This window comes from Paenibacillus glucanolyticus, from assembly GCF_037333485.1.
In the GTDB taxonomy this organism is placed as follows: Bacteria; Bacillota; Bacilli; order Paenibacillales; family Paenibacillaceae; genus Paenibacillus_AQ; species Paenibacillus_AQ glucanolyticus.
The window spans coordinates 917,532-933,297 of the sequence record NZ_CP147845.1 but is presented as its reverse complement, the minus strand read 5'-3'; the positions used below and the strand labels follow the sequence as shown (position 1 = coordinate 933,297).

Sequence of the window (15,766 nt, the reverse complement as noted above, 5' to 3'; positions counted from 1 at the left end):
GCAAAAGGGGCCGCATGCAGCCGGCCCCTTCTATTCCCCTATTCCTTTAATCGTTCCAAAGTTTGACGCGGTCACGTACCAGCTGGGTATATTCCTGTTCCATTTTTTCTGCACCTGCACTGTTCAGCTCTTTAATGAACTGATCATACAGCCCATCGAATTTGGCCGGATCGGCCAGAATAATTTCAGGAATGCGTTTGCGGGTAATCTCCTCCACTTTTTTGTAGGTAATATTGATATTGGAGTCGCTTGGTACCGGAATGTTGTAAGCCACGCCCCATGGCTTCACTTCGAATTCTTCTTGTTTCGGCCACAGGTCCTTCCACATTTCCACGCCGTAGGCCTTCAGCGTTTCCTTGGCGGATGGCGTATAGTTCTCGATGATGGTCTCCGGGAAGTTCGTTGTATAGTAGTTGTCTGTCGAATCCTTCACACCGTCGCCGTAACGAGGGAACATGGCATTGTACAAGCCGATTCCCGTTTCTTTGGTGAAGTTGGCATTATCGTAGGTTTTGCGCTCCTGCACGTCTTCCGGAATGACGCGTTTGCCGTCCACGACGTCGTAATGCTCGCCTTCAATTCCCCAGTTCATCAAAACTTGCCCTTCCTCGGAGGCCAAATAATCCAGAAACTTGATAATCCGAACAGGATCCTTCGCGGATGTCGTAATTCCCACACCCCATCCTGCGACGTAACCCGCGTTCTGGAACGTTGCATCCTTACTGGACTCGTCCAGCTGGATCGGGAATCTTGCATACGTGCGATTTTCCTTGCCGGCGGATCTCAGCGCATTCGTTGCATTGCCGAAGCCCCACTCCTGGTCAATGACACCAAGGACGCGGCCGGAGGAGATTTTAGCTTCGTATTGGTCCGTTTTCTGTACGAAGGTTTCTTTATCCAGAAGTCCTGTAGCGTTCATATGATTCAACCAGCGGAAATACTCTTTCTCCTCCGGGCGCTTGTAGTGCAGCTTCGCCTCCACCGTTTCCTGGTCGATATAATATTCACCGTCATCGGATGCGCCGGTCGCGATGAAGGCCGGATTGGTGACGGAGATCATAATTCTCCATCCGTCCGCATTCAGCGTGAGCGGAATCGTTGGCTGTCCGTCAATGGTCGGATGTTTATCGGAATAATCCTTCAACGCTTTCTCGTAATCCTCTACGGTTTTGAGTTCCGGGTATCCGAGTTCCTTCAGCACTTCATGCTGGATCTGGAACGTGCCGCCCGCATCAAGCATCTGATGGTCCACCGCTGCAAGTGTCGGAAGCACATAGATAGCCTCGTCCTCGTTGCTCCACTTCAGACGGCTCATGTAGTCACCGTATACCTTCTTGATGTTCGGCGCATGCTCTTCAATTAAATCCGTCAAATCAATAAACGCGCCGGAATCCACGAACAGATTGGCATCGCCCTTGGCAAATACCAGGTCCGGATATTCGCCGCTCGCCACCATCAGCGGAAGCTTCTGATTGGAGCCATCCACCGCGTATTCGGCCTGAATCGTAATGCCGGTCTTCTCGGTCAGCTTCTTGCCGACCGCATCCTGCATGTTAGCCCAATTCGCATTGGAATCGGCGCTGTAATACGTCATGGTCATCGGCTCAAGCTTCTCTTCCTGCTGCGTATCGCTTCCGCCACTGCCATCTTTGCCGCCGTTGGCGCTATTGCTGCTGTCGCCGTTGCCGCACGCCGCAAGAACGAACGTAGCCAGCATCATCATAGCGAGCAGCAGTGACAATCTCTGCTTGTGTTTCATTGCTTTACCCCCTAATCGATTTTTTAAATGTTCTGATATTTTTCAAAAAAATCTATCGTATAACAGGACGCAAGCCCTGCTGATACCGTACATGAATGCTAGCTTTTCACAGCGCCGAGTGTCATGCCCTTCACGAAATACCGCTGCAGAAACGGATAGACGAGCAATATCGGAACCGTGACCACAATCGTGATTGCCATTTTGATCGATTCCGGCGAGACCTGCTTCACGATTTCCGCCATATTCTGCCCGGACATCATGCCGCTGGTTTGCCCCTGCGTGCTCTGCAGCACCTTCATCAGCTCGAATTGAAGCGTCGTGAGATGGGGAGCGTTACCGTTGTAGAGATACGTATCTAGCCATGAATTCCACTGCCCGACTGCCAGGAACAACGCGATGGTAGCCAGCACGGGCTTGCAAAGCGGCAGAATGATTCTGTAATAGATCGTAAAATCGCTGGCCCCGTCAAGCTTCGCCGATTCCTGCAGCGAGTAAGGCAAGCTGTCGATGAAGGAGCGGATAACAAATACGTTAAACGCACTGACCATTCCCGGAATGATGTAGACCAGAAACGAATTCATCATGTTCAAGTCGCGGATCAGAATGAACACCGGAATCATGCCGCCCGAGAAGTACATCGTCAGCGCAAGAAAAGTCGACATGAACTTCCTTCCCTGAAAATCCATTCGGCTGAGGACATACCCCAGCATCGTTCCGCTAAGCAGACCAAGGAAGGTTCCTGCCAGCGTTCGAAGAATAGTGATTTTTGAACCGGTAATCAAGCCTTCGTATTTAAAGATCTGCACGTAGTTCTCCAGCGTAAACTCCCGTGGCCAGATGTAGATTCCCCCGCGCACCGTATCAACGGAATCGTTCAGCGATATCGCAAGAACGTTCAGGAACGGATACAGGGTGACAATCATGACCAGCATCATAAATGTAAAATTGAAAATATCAAACACGCGGTCGGAGAGCGTGGGCTTGAATGCTGTTTTGGTTCGTGCCATGCTGCTTCCCTCCCCTTACATAATGGATTGCTTGGTGAATTTTTTGAACACCCCGTTGGCGAGCAGCAACAAGATGATACTTACGATGGAGTTAAACATCCCGATTGCCGTACCGAATGAGAAACGTCCCATGCCAAGCCCATAGTTCAGTGCATACAGATCCAATACTTCCGAGTAATCAACCACCAGCGGGTTGCCCAGCAAAAACTGCTTCTCGAAACCGATACTGATCAGATGCCCGATCGACATGATCATCAGAATAGCAATCGTAGGAGCGATGCTGGGCAGCGTGATATGCCATATCTGGCGAATCCGGCTCGCACCGTCGACCTTGGCTGCCTCAAACTGCTCCTGGTCAATCCCTGAAATCGCTGCCAAGTAAATGATCGCGCTCCAGCCCATTTCCTTCCATATATCTGAACCCGTTACGATATACCAGAACAGATTCCCTTGAGCCATAAACTGTATCGGCTGATCGATGAAGCCCAGCCACATCAGCAGCTGATTGACAGCGCCTCCATCTGTGGACAGCATCTTGGTTACGATACCGGCTACCACAACCCAGGACACAAAATGCGGGAGATAAGATATCGTCTGTACCGTCCTCTTGAATACGCTTCCACGAAGCTCATTCAACAAGACTGCGAATAGAATCGGAATCGTAAATCCGACAATCAATCCCATGAAACTCATGGCGAGTGTATTTCGCAGCACCAGATAAAACTTATCGTCAGAGAACAAGGCGATGAAATGGTCCAGACCCACCCACTTCTGGTCAAATATGCCCCTGCCGGGCTTATAATTCTGGAATGCCATCAACCAGCCCCATACCGGCATGTAACTGAAGATGAACACAATGACGATAAATGGGAGCGACATTCCATACAGTACTTTCTGCTCTTTGAAAGTGGCCCAGAAGCCTTTCTTTCTCTTTGCGGCAGGTTGGATGCTGCCTTCTGTCTTTGTTACCGCTTTCAAACCAACCCCTCCTCTCTTGTATATTCTGATGATAAACCAGGCTGCGGCAGGGAAGTACCCAAAGGATTGGCTTAAAAATCATATAAAAATTAGACATTAACGGTGGGAGTGAAAATGCCAAAGACCTCTACGCCGCTCCGTGTCCGGATCGTATCTCCGATCGCTGTTAAACCCGGGAAACTTCGATTGACACGGGGCGGTGGTTTCCCGGCTTTAAAAGGTGACCGCTGCCGCTTCTCCGATACGATTCCGGCCCCTCCGCTCTATGCTTCGCAGCATTCGGCTCCCACGGTAATGCCTTGGGGGAGGCACAGGAAAAACAAAAAGACGCGTGCCTTAGTCGCGTCTTAATGGGCAGCGATATATGAAAGTATTTATGGCGCGGAGCTGCTTGAAGCCTATTTGCCGTGTGCCGGCTCACTGCGGTTACTCATGCGATACTCTGTCACAATGGGCTGTATAACCTCGGCGCCACATCCGGGCTCGGTCACATTGTGCGAATCAGCGTTACGGCACGGCTAAATTACAGATCCAGCTCCTTGCGGTAGTTGGACGGGGATGTGCCGACGTATTTTTTAAACTTGCTGTGGAAATAGTCCACGTTGGTATAACCTACCTTCTCCGCGACCTGATACACCTTCATGCCCTGCTTCAAAAAATCCTTGGCTTTGCTGATCCGGACCTTGTCGAGATAGGTATTAAAATATTCTCCGGTTGTATTCTTGAACATTTTCCCTAAATAAGCGCTGTTGTAATTAAATACCGTCGCCAGGGTTTCCAGCTTGATATTCTCGCTGTAATTGCGCTGGATCAAATCCATGATCCGCTTCATCTCCTGGTCCCGCCCCCCCTTGCCTGCCTGCCAGATCAGCTCCTCCAGAAATTGAGATGAATGCTGGCATAAATCATGCGCCGTCCGCTGACGGAATATCGCGGCGATCCGATCCGAATATTCCTTCGTCCGCGACTGGAGCTCGGTATGATGCTGCATCAGCTTGTTGTACACGCCGGTGAGGAGCGCAACGAACGAACGCTTCATTCCCTCCTCGCTGTATCCCTCATGGACCATGGCATAAGCGGCGGAGCGCAGCAGATTTCGCTGCACCTCGACATTGCCCACATCCACGGCATAATAGAGCTGTTCCATCCACTGCAACGGATCATAGGGTTGCTGCTCGTCGCGTGAAATGTCACCCGCAAATCGCTCAGATCCAGAGAATAATAGCTCCCCCGGCGCATAGAAGAAGCGTTCGCGAATTCGTTCCTTGGCACAGCGGTAGGAGCTTGGGACCTCCTCCAGACGGTGAGCCTGGCGTCCTAGAGAAGATGTAATTGCAGTGCCTGCAAGACTTGCAGCTCCTTCCGCCATCTGAAGCAGCTCCTTCCTTCCTCCTGCCGTCAGAACCGGAATCGGCATTAGAATGCCGATATAGTCATGCATTGAAAATACCACGCCATGCCCCTGTTCCTCAAAAGCCTCAATCAGCCTATTTTTCAACAGATGGCTGCCCTCCTGCCCGGATTCAACATGCCGATGATCATGGATAAGCAGCACCTGATAATGATTCCATAACAGCCCCATCTTCTCGGCGATTTGCCGCCAAGCCGGGTCCGGCTTACTCTCCTGGCTGAACCAGGTTTGAATGAACTGCTCACGACTCATATCGGAAGCTGCTCTGTTCAATGTCCTCCATTCCTGCTCTTGTTCTATCGCTTCCTTAATCTGAAGCAAATATTGGCGAAGCTCCTCTTCATCTACCGGTTTCAGAAGGTACCCGTCAACGCGGTGGGAGATGGCCCGCTTGGCATAATCAAAATCAGCGTATCCGCTCAGGATCAACAGATGAATCGCAGCATCCACGGTCCGTATGGCTTCAATTAGCCGTAATCCGTCCATACCTGGCATTCGAATATCAACCAGCATCACATCAGGGGCTAGGTGTCTGTGCTTCTCCAATGCCTCGCTCCCGTTCGCTGCTGTGCCCACAATCTGATACCCCAGTTCGCCCCAAGGCACAATGCTTTTCAACCCCTCACGCAGCTTGGGTTCGTCATCCACGATTAACACTCTCAACATCCTTCTCTCCTCCTGTCGGAATCCTGAATTCAATACGTGTTCCCGTTCCCGGTTCACTATATATGATCAGCCCCGCTTCAGGGCCGTAGGTGAGCTGCAGACGAACATGAACGTTACGGAGCCCGATCCGTCCGCCGTCCTTCTCGTCGGTATCGTTCAAATAGCCATAGATCATCTTTAACCGGTCCAAAGATATTCCCGCTCCATTGTCCTCGGTGATGACGTGCAGCATCCCTTCGGCGGCCGTGACCCTAACCCTTATGAAGGTACCCTCTTCCTTGTGATCCATCCCGTGTATGACCGCATTCTCGACAAGCGGCTGGATGATCAAGGGCGGGATTCTGACGTGATTCGCATCGGGATCCACCTGAAGCTCATATTTCAGACGATCCTCGTAGCGGAATTTTTGAATGTCGAGATAACACTGCACCATCTCGATCTCGTCCTTAATCGTTGTTTTTCCACTGCCCACCTCGAGGTTGCTCCGCATCATTTTGCCAAGCAGCCGCACAATTCTGGCGATTTCACTCTCACCCTTGAGATGCGCCTCCATGCGAATGGACTCCAGCGCGTTAAACAGAAAATGCGGATTGATCTGGCTGGCCATCATTTTGAATTTGATTTCGTTCTGCTTCTGCTCCATTAACCGCTTCTGTTCGTTGGACTCCTGCACTTCGTTCATCAGGTCGTTAACATTGCCCACCATGGAGTTGAACTGACGCGACAGTTGGCCGATTTCATCCTTGCCGTCAATGGCCATGGCAACGCCAAGGTTACCCGTACCCACCTTCGTAATATGTTTGCTGAGACGCAGCAACCGGTTAGAGATCAGTGCAGAGAAGCTGTAAATGAGGATAACGGCCAACAGCAGGCTCACAATAATAACCGTCATTGCCAGCTTGCTGATTCGGTTGGCATCCGACACAATGCTGTCGATCGAAAAAATGGAGATAATACGCAGGCCGTTTACGCCCGATTCCGTATTCAACGGCTCAATCAGAACTTTGGAGGCTTCATCGTCAATGACGGATTCATAGCTTCCACTGGCGTTGTACACAGCGCCGTTGTTATCGTGAATTTCCGCCAAAGTCTTTCCGTACAGCTCTGGGCGGTTGGCCGCAACGATATTGTTCTTGCTGTCTACTATAATCGTGTCGAACGTTTCCTGGCTCAGAATCGTATTCAGCAAGCCGGTGTTCACGTTAATCACCAATACACCCAGATTGTCCTTGCTTCCCAGGTCGACCCCTTTAATCAGGCTGAGGTATACCTTCTGATCCCGTTCATCTCGAACATAATCCCAGTAGATGACGCCGATATTGTCTTCGGCTCGCCGATACCACTCGGTTCTCCTGATTTCACCCTCCGGGTATATGAATTCCCAATTGTTCAGCATGGTGGGGTTGTCGCTATAAAAGCGAATATTCGATATTTCCTTATACATCCGAATGGCCTGCTGCAAGTCAGGGTACTCCCTGTATGCTACAAATACGTCGTATACGCTTTCATATTGCCGGTTGGCAACATTCTTCAGACGCTCATCATACGATAGGCGATAGGATAAATCGTCCGCCACGTTGATAACTTCGGTTGACCGTTTCTTAATGCGGTCCACATTCTGATAAGCCTGTTCCAAAGCATTGTTCAAAGCGAATTTCCGGAGCTCTCCCGTAAGGAATATCCCCACGATGGCCACCGGTACAAAAACCACAACAACAAAGGACAATATTAGTTTGTTGCGGATCTTCATGTCGTTCATAATTTGAATGAAATTGGATAACATCGGACCGTCTCGCTCCTGTCCTCTAGTCTTCGGCATTTTTTTAGGAAAGCGATTACAAAACAGTGCACTTATGCTTGCCGCAGGCCTATTATATCAGCATTGCCATTCATCCAAGGCCAACTAAAATATGGAAGAAGCCCGACTCCAACACAAGGCTGGTCCGGGCTTATCTTCGCTATGTTTTTTCCTTAATAAGCAAACCTTCTACTTCATGCCAGAAACCTCTACAGACAAGTGTTGTACTCTTATCCTGCCAGCACTGCTGAGAAGCTCACCGCTGGTTGTCCTGCTTCTACTTGAATCTGACCCTCTTGCAGACTCGCCCCTGAGCCCTCGACGGATGACACGGCTCCTGTCCCGTGCAGCCTCACGGAGAATGGCTTGCCGCTGCCTTCCACCACCGTAAAGTCAATGCGGTTTCCTGCGCGTACGGCCCGCACGACCAGCTCGCTCTCTCCGCTCATGCTGCGAACCGTGACGGATGCCTCGCTGCCGTCTTCCAGCGTATATAGACCAAGCTCTACACCGTCTGCATAGTCATATTCCGGACGGGCATCATTCGAACCGAGGGCAACAAACGAGTTGCCGCGTACAAACAATGGCAGTCCAAGGAAATCGTACGTTTCCTTGCGCCAGGATCCGCCCTCCACGGTGTCTCCTGTTAACAGATGCGTCCAGCGGCCCTGCGGCAGGTAGTACTTCACATCCCCCTTCTCGCTGAATACCGGTGCCACAAGCAGAGAATCCCCTAACATATACTGACGATCCAGCATCTCGACAGCCGGGTCGTCCGGGAATTCCAGGAACATGGCGCGCATGCTTGGTACGCCTTGCTCCGATGCTTGCACAGCTGTATGGAACAAATAAGGCATCAAACGGCTCTTCAGCTTCGTGAAGAAACGCGTAACGTCAACAGCCTCTTCGTCATAAGACCATGGCACCCGGTAGGAGCTGCTGCCATGCAGACGGCTGTGACTAGACAGCAGGCCGAATGCCAGCCAGCGTTTGAACACATGCGCTGGAGCTGTATTTTCGAAACCGCCGATATCATGGCTCCAGAAGCCAAAGCCGCCGAGACCAAGGGACAAGCCCCCGCGCAGGCTCTCCGCCATCGATTCATAATCCGCATAACAATCGCCGCCCCAGTGCACAGGGAACTGCTGCCCGCCAACCGTTGCGGAGCGAGCGAACACCGCCGCTTCGTTCTTGCCGAATTTCTCGACTAACACGTTGAATACCACTTGGTTGTATAACTGGGTGTAATAATTGTGCATTTTATGCGGATCGGAGCCGTCAAAATAAACCACATCCGTCGGAATGCGCTCACCGAAATCTGTTTTGAAACTGTCAACGCCCATATCCGTCAGCTCGCGCAGGTATCCTGCGTACCATTCGCACGCATCCGGGTTCGTGAAGTCCACAAGCGCCATGCCCGGCTGCCACAGATTCCACTGCCAAACGTCGCCGTTCTCTTTTTTCACCAGATAGCCCTTCTCACGGCCCTCCTCAAAAAGACGCGAGCGCTGGGCGATGTACGGGTTGATCCATACGCAAATTTTCAGTCCCTTTTCTTTCAGCCGCTTCAGCATGCCTTCAGGATCAGGGAACACCTCTTCATCCCACTGGAAATCCGTCCAATTGAGCCCCTTCATCCAGAAGCAGTCAAAGTGGAAGACCTGCAGAGGAATATCGCGCTCCAGCATACCGTCAACAAAAGAGTTTACAGTGTCTTCGTCATATTGCGTGGTAAAAGACGTCGACAGCCACAATCCGAAGGTCCAAGCCGGCGGCAGTGCCGGTTTCCCCGTCAGATTCGTATATTTGTCCAGGACGCCTTTCGGGTCCGGTCCGTCGATGATGAAATATTCCAGGGACTCTCCTGGCACACTGAACTGCACCTTCTTCACTTTTTCCGATGCTACTTCAAAGGATACGAGATCCGGCTGGTTCACAAACACACCATATCCTTTGTTCGTGATGTAGAATGGAATGTTTTTATAGGCCTGCTCGGAGCTGGTGCCGCCGTCCTGGTTCCATATGTCCACAGCCTGACCGTTCTTCACAAACGAAGTGAAGCGCTCGCCAAGTCCGTATACCCATTCGCCGACGCCAAGGTCCAGCTCTTCGCGCATGTAGGCCTGTCCGCCATCTTCCACGATATGCGCCATGGATTTGGCCCTGCTGCCGGTGATGCGCTCGCCTCCCCTATAGAAGTGAACCGACCATTCCGGCCCCTTCCTGATCACAACGCTCAGATTGCCGCTGCGAAGAACAGCCTCCTGCTCGTTCTCTTCTATGACCGTGTGGTCACCTTCATTCCCATACAATTGAAATGCAGGACCGCGATCTCGTACCCCCGCATAATGAACCAGCTTAACGCCGATGACGCCGGGTGCCGGCGAATGAAATTGCACGGTGATCAGTTGGGCATTAATTGTGGCTCCTCTTCCCGGAATGGGTGCCGTAGATGCATAAGCCGTCAGCGTGTTTCCTTTTACCGCGAAATCATAAGCCTGAACCGCTCCCGAAACGGAGTAACCCTCCCGGATAAGCCAGTTGCCGTCCGTAAATTTCATGCTATATACCGCCCTTCTATATTTGGTAAATTGAACTTTATGATGTAAGCGTTATAATGTCATTATACTGATCTATTTTTACCCATACTATCAGTATTCGATCTATATATAGCACAATATTGACGCAAACTATCGGTTTACCAATTTCGATTTCAATTTTAATTCCACTTCACGCATTCCACTTCCAAGGGGGATTCCATATGGATCAATCTTTTCGTCAATCGTTAAAAGAAAGCACCATCCACGGGAATGAGCGGTTTCCGTTCGGCGCCTACTGGTATCACTTTGCCCCCGGTGCCCATGTGGTAGACTCCCATTGGCATAAGGAAGCGGAAATTTTTTACGTCATGGAAGGGGAGGTTCTGTTTCAGATTGATTCGGAATATATTCCTGTTCGGGCGGGTGAAGCGATATTTATCGACGGAGGCGACCTCCATACCGGACATGCCCAGGGCGACCAAGGGTGCAGCTTCTGCGCCATGGTGTTCGATTTCGGCATGCTTGCAAGCCCCCACTATGATCTTGTTCAGGAGGGCATGATTATCCCGTTTCAGGAGCGGAGGGCAACCTTCCCAAGACGGATGACCTCCGAAACCGATGACAGGCTGCTTGGACATATAAAGGAAATGATTGGGTTATCGGAGCAAAAGCCTGCCGGTTATGAAGCCGCTATAAAGGGACATCTGTTTCTCATGTTGTTTGAAGCTGCATCCACTGGAAGGCTGGCAAACCGAAGCCGGAGCGAGACCGCTGATATCACGAGGACCGAGCGCTTAAAAAAGGTGATTCTCTACATTCAGAATCATTACCACCGCCCCATCCGGCTGAGTGAGCTGGCAGAGCTCATTCCGATGAGCGAAGGCCAATTCTGCCGGTTCTTTAAATCCATGACCGGGCAAACCCCCGTGGATTATATGAACTCCTATCGCGTTCGCCAAGCGGCAGAGCTGCTTCGGCAGCCGGACAATAAAATATCCGACATCGCACTCGATGTCGGATTTGGACACATCAGTTATTTTGTTCGGGTATTCCGAAAGATCATGAACTGCACACCATCGGAGTATCGGAAGAAATTATAATTTCGGTAAGCTTGGTATGGTCTGATTGCAATCCCCAGGTAGCTGCAAATTACGGCATACGTACTGTCCGGCGCTGTTCTCGTTCGCTGCTCCCGAAGGTGCAGGCTGGTGCACCCGCTGTTTCCAGAGCTGCCACAGCATGAAGCCATCATTGGCCTTTCCCTTATTCTTGATGTAATTAACCATCGTTTCTACATTATAATACTGTGTTGCGATGTTATTCTGTCCGTTCATCATCTCGGCATCATACACCGTCCCCGGTGCTGCATTTAGCTGCAGGACAGCGCCGCCGGAGCCCTCCGGTGCAATCTGCATGCCCATGTTGATCGGCCCGTTATATATCGCCTTATAAGATTCGTATCCTTCACGAGGATCGTAGTAGATGCCTCCATCGTAGGACATCAGATTAATGAAATTGATCTTGCTGCCATGATCCTTGACGACACGGTACATCGTGCCGCCAAAAGGGGAACCCCATTGAACTTTGCCTTCCTCAAACGGCGTTCCCTTCACATAATAAGCGCCCGTAGACCATCCTGCGATGGAGATCTGAAGATTGGCATTCCTTGCATTGATTTCGTTATAGAGGCTCGTAATAATGCCGGCGATCTCGCCATCCTTGGAGCAGCTGAACTGAGCGGCTGTTCCTTTGTTGCAGCTGCTGCCGCTGGACTCCCAATCGATGTCGACACCGGCCACACCCAAATCCTGTGCCAGATCCACAATGTTCTTGGCATTGAATCCGGACCACTGTGAGCCTTGGCTGTACGACCAGCCTCCTACTGACAGGAACGCTTTCGTTCCGCGGGCTCTCAGCGCCGCGATGTTGTTTCGAAGGTCCAGGGACTGCTGGGAAGTAAATTTACGCTGGCCGTTTGGCGTTGTTGCTCCTTCCACGAATTCCAAACCCGCAACGGCTTGGTCAAATGCATAAGAGCCTTTGGCATACGTGGTATCTGGTCTTACAAATGCCAGATTGACATGGGTAATGTAATTGGGAACATTAGCCGTAGTCAGGTCGTATATGCTTGTATTCCAAGAGCTCGCGTAAGCAACATACATCCGGCTCCCAGGCAGCGGAGGATCAACAGGTGGGTCCACAGGAGGATCGACCGGGGGATCCACTGGCGGATCGACTGGTGGTGTTCCTGGATTGCAGGCCCCCAAGTCCTCCCATACGCCCCATTGTCCGGTCGTTCCAGGAACCTCGCCCTGCGTCCACCACTTCGCTTTCCACGCATGACCATTGTGGGATACTATGTTGCCTCCACCATACACAGCCGAACTGCTCCACGCAGGCTCTGTGCAAGCCTCGGCTGCTTGGGCCTTGAACACTGGAAATACACTGAATACCAGCACAGCAACGATTCCGAGAATAAAACCTCTCATGGTTCTGGACATGCTGTTCATCATCATACAACTCCTTCCATTATTCTTATTAAAGCGTTTTCAAATCTGACAAAAGCTTCGTTCCATACACCTCCCCAGGTCTATACCAATGAAATTATAAAACGCACTTTAAGTGTAACTTGGTGGATCTTTGTATAAAAAGGATAAGATTTACTTATATAGGGGCAAAATCCTACACCCTAATGAATCCATAATTCCAATAAAAAGCCGTCACTCTGCAAATTTTCGCAAAATAACGGCCTTGAATGGATAAGCTTGGTTAACCCTTACTACAATTTAGGGTATGATGATAGCAGTGTGTTATTTCTTGTTATCTGTTGATCTCCTTGTGGAGCCTTCCAAACGGACATTTTGACAGCGATTCTGTGTTATCCCGCAGAAAATATTGCTTCCATTCATAATTATCCTCCGCCCCATAGAACTTTAAATCCGGATGAGGCGGTACGGGATCATATTCAACTAACCGCTGGCGAATCATGGCCTTTGTTCGTTCTGCTTGCCCTTCCCGGGCATTGAACTGCTGCAGAACCCAGCGGGGCGTGAAGGCAAGCATCATATAAGGGAAATATCTGCTCTGACGAAGCTCATGCGCGGGTGTGCCGCAATACACAAAATAAGGCTCGCCTGCATAACAAAATTCCCACAGATGTTCCGAAGGCTCCTCGGGGAGACCCTCCGGCCAAGGTTCTGCGTCGTATTCGGTTGTTCGGCTTAGCAGCTGCCAGAATAAACGCTCATAGTACTCGACGCCTGCCAAGTCATTCCTGCTATGTTCCGTGTTGATCAACACGACAAGTGAAGTATACGGCCCAAAATCTCTGGAGCCGAGTCCGAACTCATGCAGCAGTGAGGCCAGTTGTCCCGCTGCCTCCTGCGATTCGCCCTGATTAATAAAGCCATATCTAAAATGCTTCAGCACATGTCCCTGCACTGCCGGAATACAGGGGAATTTGGCGGAACGGTCCGTCATTTTCTCGGTTAGCTTTATTATCGCTTCACGCTGCCAGTCCTCCGGTAATCCATGAATAGCATCCATATCTTCCAACCTCATTAAACCGCTCATCACCAGTCCTCCTCTTTCTACAGCATATAAGAGTGGATAAAAATGGGTGACTGTCCCGGCCGAAATCCAAATGAATTTCGAAAAGCGTTTCACGAAGCTTGAACTTTCTGATATCTTAAGTAGAGAAGAAATATAAAATGACCAGGCTTCTGCCTTAATTACCATAGAGAGGATTCTTTCACATTATGTCTAAACCCCTGCTAACAGATCAGATTCAAACTGCCAAGCCTGCCAAAAAACCGAGGCCATCCGCTCCGCCTGTGCGCATCTTTGCGCTGGGGGGGCTTGGAGAGATCGGAAAAAACATGTACGGTGTGGAATTCAAGAATGAGATTATCCTCATCGATGCCGGGCTGAAATTCCCGGATGCCGAAATGAGCGGAGTCGATTACATCATTCCGGATATCCGTTATTTAATCGATAACAAACACAAAGTGAAGGGTCTGTTTCTGACCCATGGCCATGAAGACCATATCGGGGCTATTCCTTATGTCCTTCGTCAAATCCAGATGCCGATTTATGGCGGGGCGCTGACCATCGGATTGGTTCGTGTGAAGCTGGAAGAGCATCGTCTGCTGGACCAAAGCGATCTGCGTGTGTTTCATGAAGACGAAACCATCTCATTCCGTCATCTTTCCGTTCATTTCTTCAGAACCACCCACAGCATTCCGGATGCCTTCGGGGTCGTGGTAGAAACCCCATACGGTCCGATCGTACATACCGGGGACTTTAAATTTGATTTTACGCCAGAGGATAGACCCGCTGATCTGCATAAAATCCTGCATATTGGCAAACGCGGCGTGCTCGCCCTTATGGCCGACAGCACCAACAGCGAGCGCGACGGATTTACGCCTTCAGAGCGTACCGTGGGCAACTCCATTCTGCGTCTGTTCCAGGAATGTCCCGGACGGATTTTGTTCGCAACCTTTGCTTCTAACGTCCATCGGTTACAGCAGGTCGTTGAGGCTGCCATCCGAACAGGACGCAAAATCGCGATTGTCGGCCGTAGTATGGAGAAGGTATTTGTCATCGGACAAGAACTCGGTTATATTCGCGTCCCTGACGGCATGTTTATCGATGCCAAAGCCGCTAACCGTTATCGGGACGACCAGGTGCTAATTATTTGTACAGGCAGTCAGGGCGAGCCCAATGCGGCACTGACCCGTATCGCCTCAGGTGCCCATCGTTCCATTCAAATTCATCCGGAGGACACCGTCATTTTCTCCTCCTCGCCGATTCCCGGAAACACCCAGAATGTAAACCGCAGCATCGATCTCTTGATGCGGGCCGGAGCAGAGGTCAAATACGGATCCATTCTCGATATTCACACCTCGGGTCACGGCTGCCGCGAAGATCTCAAGCTGATGATCAGCAGTTTGCGTCCTAAATATTTCGTACCGATTCACGGGGAGTACCGGATGATGCTCAATCACCGTCATCTGGCCGTGCAGGTTGGTGTTCCTGACAGCAACGTTTACTTGATGAACATCGGAAATACGCTGTCCCTGTTCCGCAACTACGCGCGGAAAGGCCGGAACATCCCTTCCGGAGACGTCTATATTAATAACGGTGAGCTTCGCACTCATGAAAAGGAATTGCTTGAAGAGCGGGTACAGCTCGCTCACGATGGCGTTGTCATCGTTGCCATTACCATCAATCGCGAAACGCGCAAGCTGATGTCCGGGCCGGAGCTGATCACCCGCGGTTTTGTCTATATGCAGGATTCCAAACCTCTTCTCCGCCGCGCAGAAGCCATGCTGCGCAAACAGCTGAACAAGGCCGGAGAGCAGCGTGAATACAACCGCGCGGCTTGGGAGCAGATGACCAACAACACGCTTAACCGTTACTTCAAGCGGGAGCTGGGCCGAAGCCCGTACATTATGCCTTCCATTATGGAAATATAAACGCTTCACGCCCTGCCGCATGAACAGAATCACCATACAAAAAGGGTGGACCCAAGGTATTTCATACCTTTGTGGGTCCACCCTTTTCTTACATTCAGTTCCTTGCTGTGAATAACAGAACAGCTATCGC

The 15,766-nt window shown here is 50.7% G+C and carries 11 protein-coding genes; 3 read left to right on the top strand and 8 right to left on the bottom strand.

Going from position 1 to position 15,766, the window contains the following annotated elements:
- Positions 1-46 precede the first annotated feature (46 nt).
- From WDY75_RS04355 to WDY75_RS04345, 3 genes are all read right to left on the bottom strand, one after another.
- On the bottom strand, positions 47-1,759 hold the full coding sequence (locus WDY75_RS04355; protein WP_006212765.1) for an ABC transporter substrate-binding protein: 1,713 nt from the start codon (positions 1,757-1,759) through the stop codon (positions 47-49).
- A gap of 98 nt (positions 1,760-1,857) precedes the next feature.
- Positions 1,858-2,766: a carbohydrate ABC transporter permease gene (locus WDY75_RS04350; RefSeq protein WP_006212766.1), complete on the bottom strand. Its 909-nt coding sequence runs from the start codon at positions 2,764-2,766 to the stop codon at positions 1,858-1,860.
- 15 nt (positions 2,767-2,781) lie between these two features.
- Positions 2,782-3,744, bottom strand: a complete 963-nt coding sequence (locus WDY75_RS04345; protein ID WP_006212767.1) for an ABC transporter permease — start codon at positions 3,742-3,744, stop codon at positions 2,782-2,784.
- 114 nt (positions 3,745-3,858) lie between these two features.
- On the opposite strand from WDY75_RS04345, the gene WDY75_RS04340 reads away from it, so the two are divergent.
- A complete protein-coding gene (locus tag WDY75_RS04340; protein WP_156515022.1) occupies positions 3,859-4,095 on the top strand; it encodes a hypothetical protein in 237 nt (78 codons plus the stop codon).
- 172 nt (positions 4,096-4,267) lie between these two features.
- Here WDY75_RS04340 and WDY75_RS04335 read toward each other — a convergent pair whose 3' ends face one another.
- From WDY75_RS04335 to yicI, 3 genes are all read right to left on the bottom strand, one after another.
- The gene (locus WDY75_RS04335; protein ID WP_063477798.1) at positions 4,268-5,821 is read right to left on the bottom strand and encodes a response regulator transcription factor; all 1,554 of its coding nucleotides are present in this window, start codon (positions 5,819-5,821) and stop codon (positions 4,268-4,270) included.
- Complete coding sequence (locus tag WDY75_RS04330; RefSeq protein WP_036643535.1) at positions 5,796-7,604, bottom strand: sensor histidine kinase; 1,809 nt, start codon at positions 7,602-7,604, stop codon at positions 5,796-5,798. The genes WDY75_RS04335 and WDY75_RS04330 overlap by 26 nt, the downstream gene beginning before the upstream one ends.
- A gap of 245 nt (positions 7,605-7,849) precedes the next feature.
- Positions 7,850-10,180, bottom strand: a complete 2,331-nt coding sequence (gene yicI, locus WDY75_RS04325) for an alpha-xylosidase (protein WP_036643536.1) — start codon at positions 10,178-10,180, stop codon at positions 7,850-7,852.
- Between the two features lie 200 nt (positions 10,181-10,380).
- On the opposite strand from yicI, the gene WDY75_RS04320 reads away from it, so the two are divergent.
- Positions 10,381-11,259: a helix-turn-helix transcriptional regulator gene (locus WDY75_RS04320; RefSeq protein ID WP_063477799.1), complete on the top strand. Its 879-nt coding sequence runs from the start codon at positions 10,381-10,383 to the stop codon at positions 11,257-11,259.
- Here the strand turns inward: WDY75_RS04320 and WDY75_RS04315 are convergent.
- Both WDY75_RS04315 and WDY75_RS04310 read right to left on the bottom strand, forming a co-directional pair.
- Positions 11,254-12,675: a glycosyl hydrolase family 18 protein gene (locus tag WDY75_RS04315; RefSeq protein WP_338841929.1), complete on the bottom strand. Its 1,422-nt coding sequence runs from the start codon at positions 12,673-12,675 to the stop codon at positions 11,254-11,256. The two genes, WDY75_RS04320 and WDY75_RS04315, sit on opposite strands and share 6 nt — an antisense overlap.
- A 304-nt stretch (positions 12,676-12,979) precedes the next feature.
- The gene (locus WDY75_RS04310; RefSeq protein WP_063477800.1) at positions 12,980-13,732 is read right to left on the bottom strand and encodes a YqcI/YcgG family protein; all 753 of its coding nucleotides are present in this window, start codon (positions 13,730-13,732) and stop codon (positions 12,980-12,982) included.
- A 305-nt stretch (positions 13,733-14,037) separates the two neighbouring features.
- Between WDY75_RS04310 and WDY75_RS04305 the strand changes: the two genes are divergently transcribed.
- Entirely contained in the window at positions 14,038-15,636 is a 1,599-nt protein-coding gene (locus WDY75_RS04305) for a ribonuclease J (RefSeq protein WP_231888097.1), read from the top strand.
- The last annotated feature ends 130 nt before the right edge of the window (positions 15,637-15,766 follow it).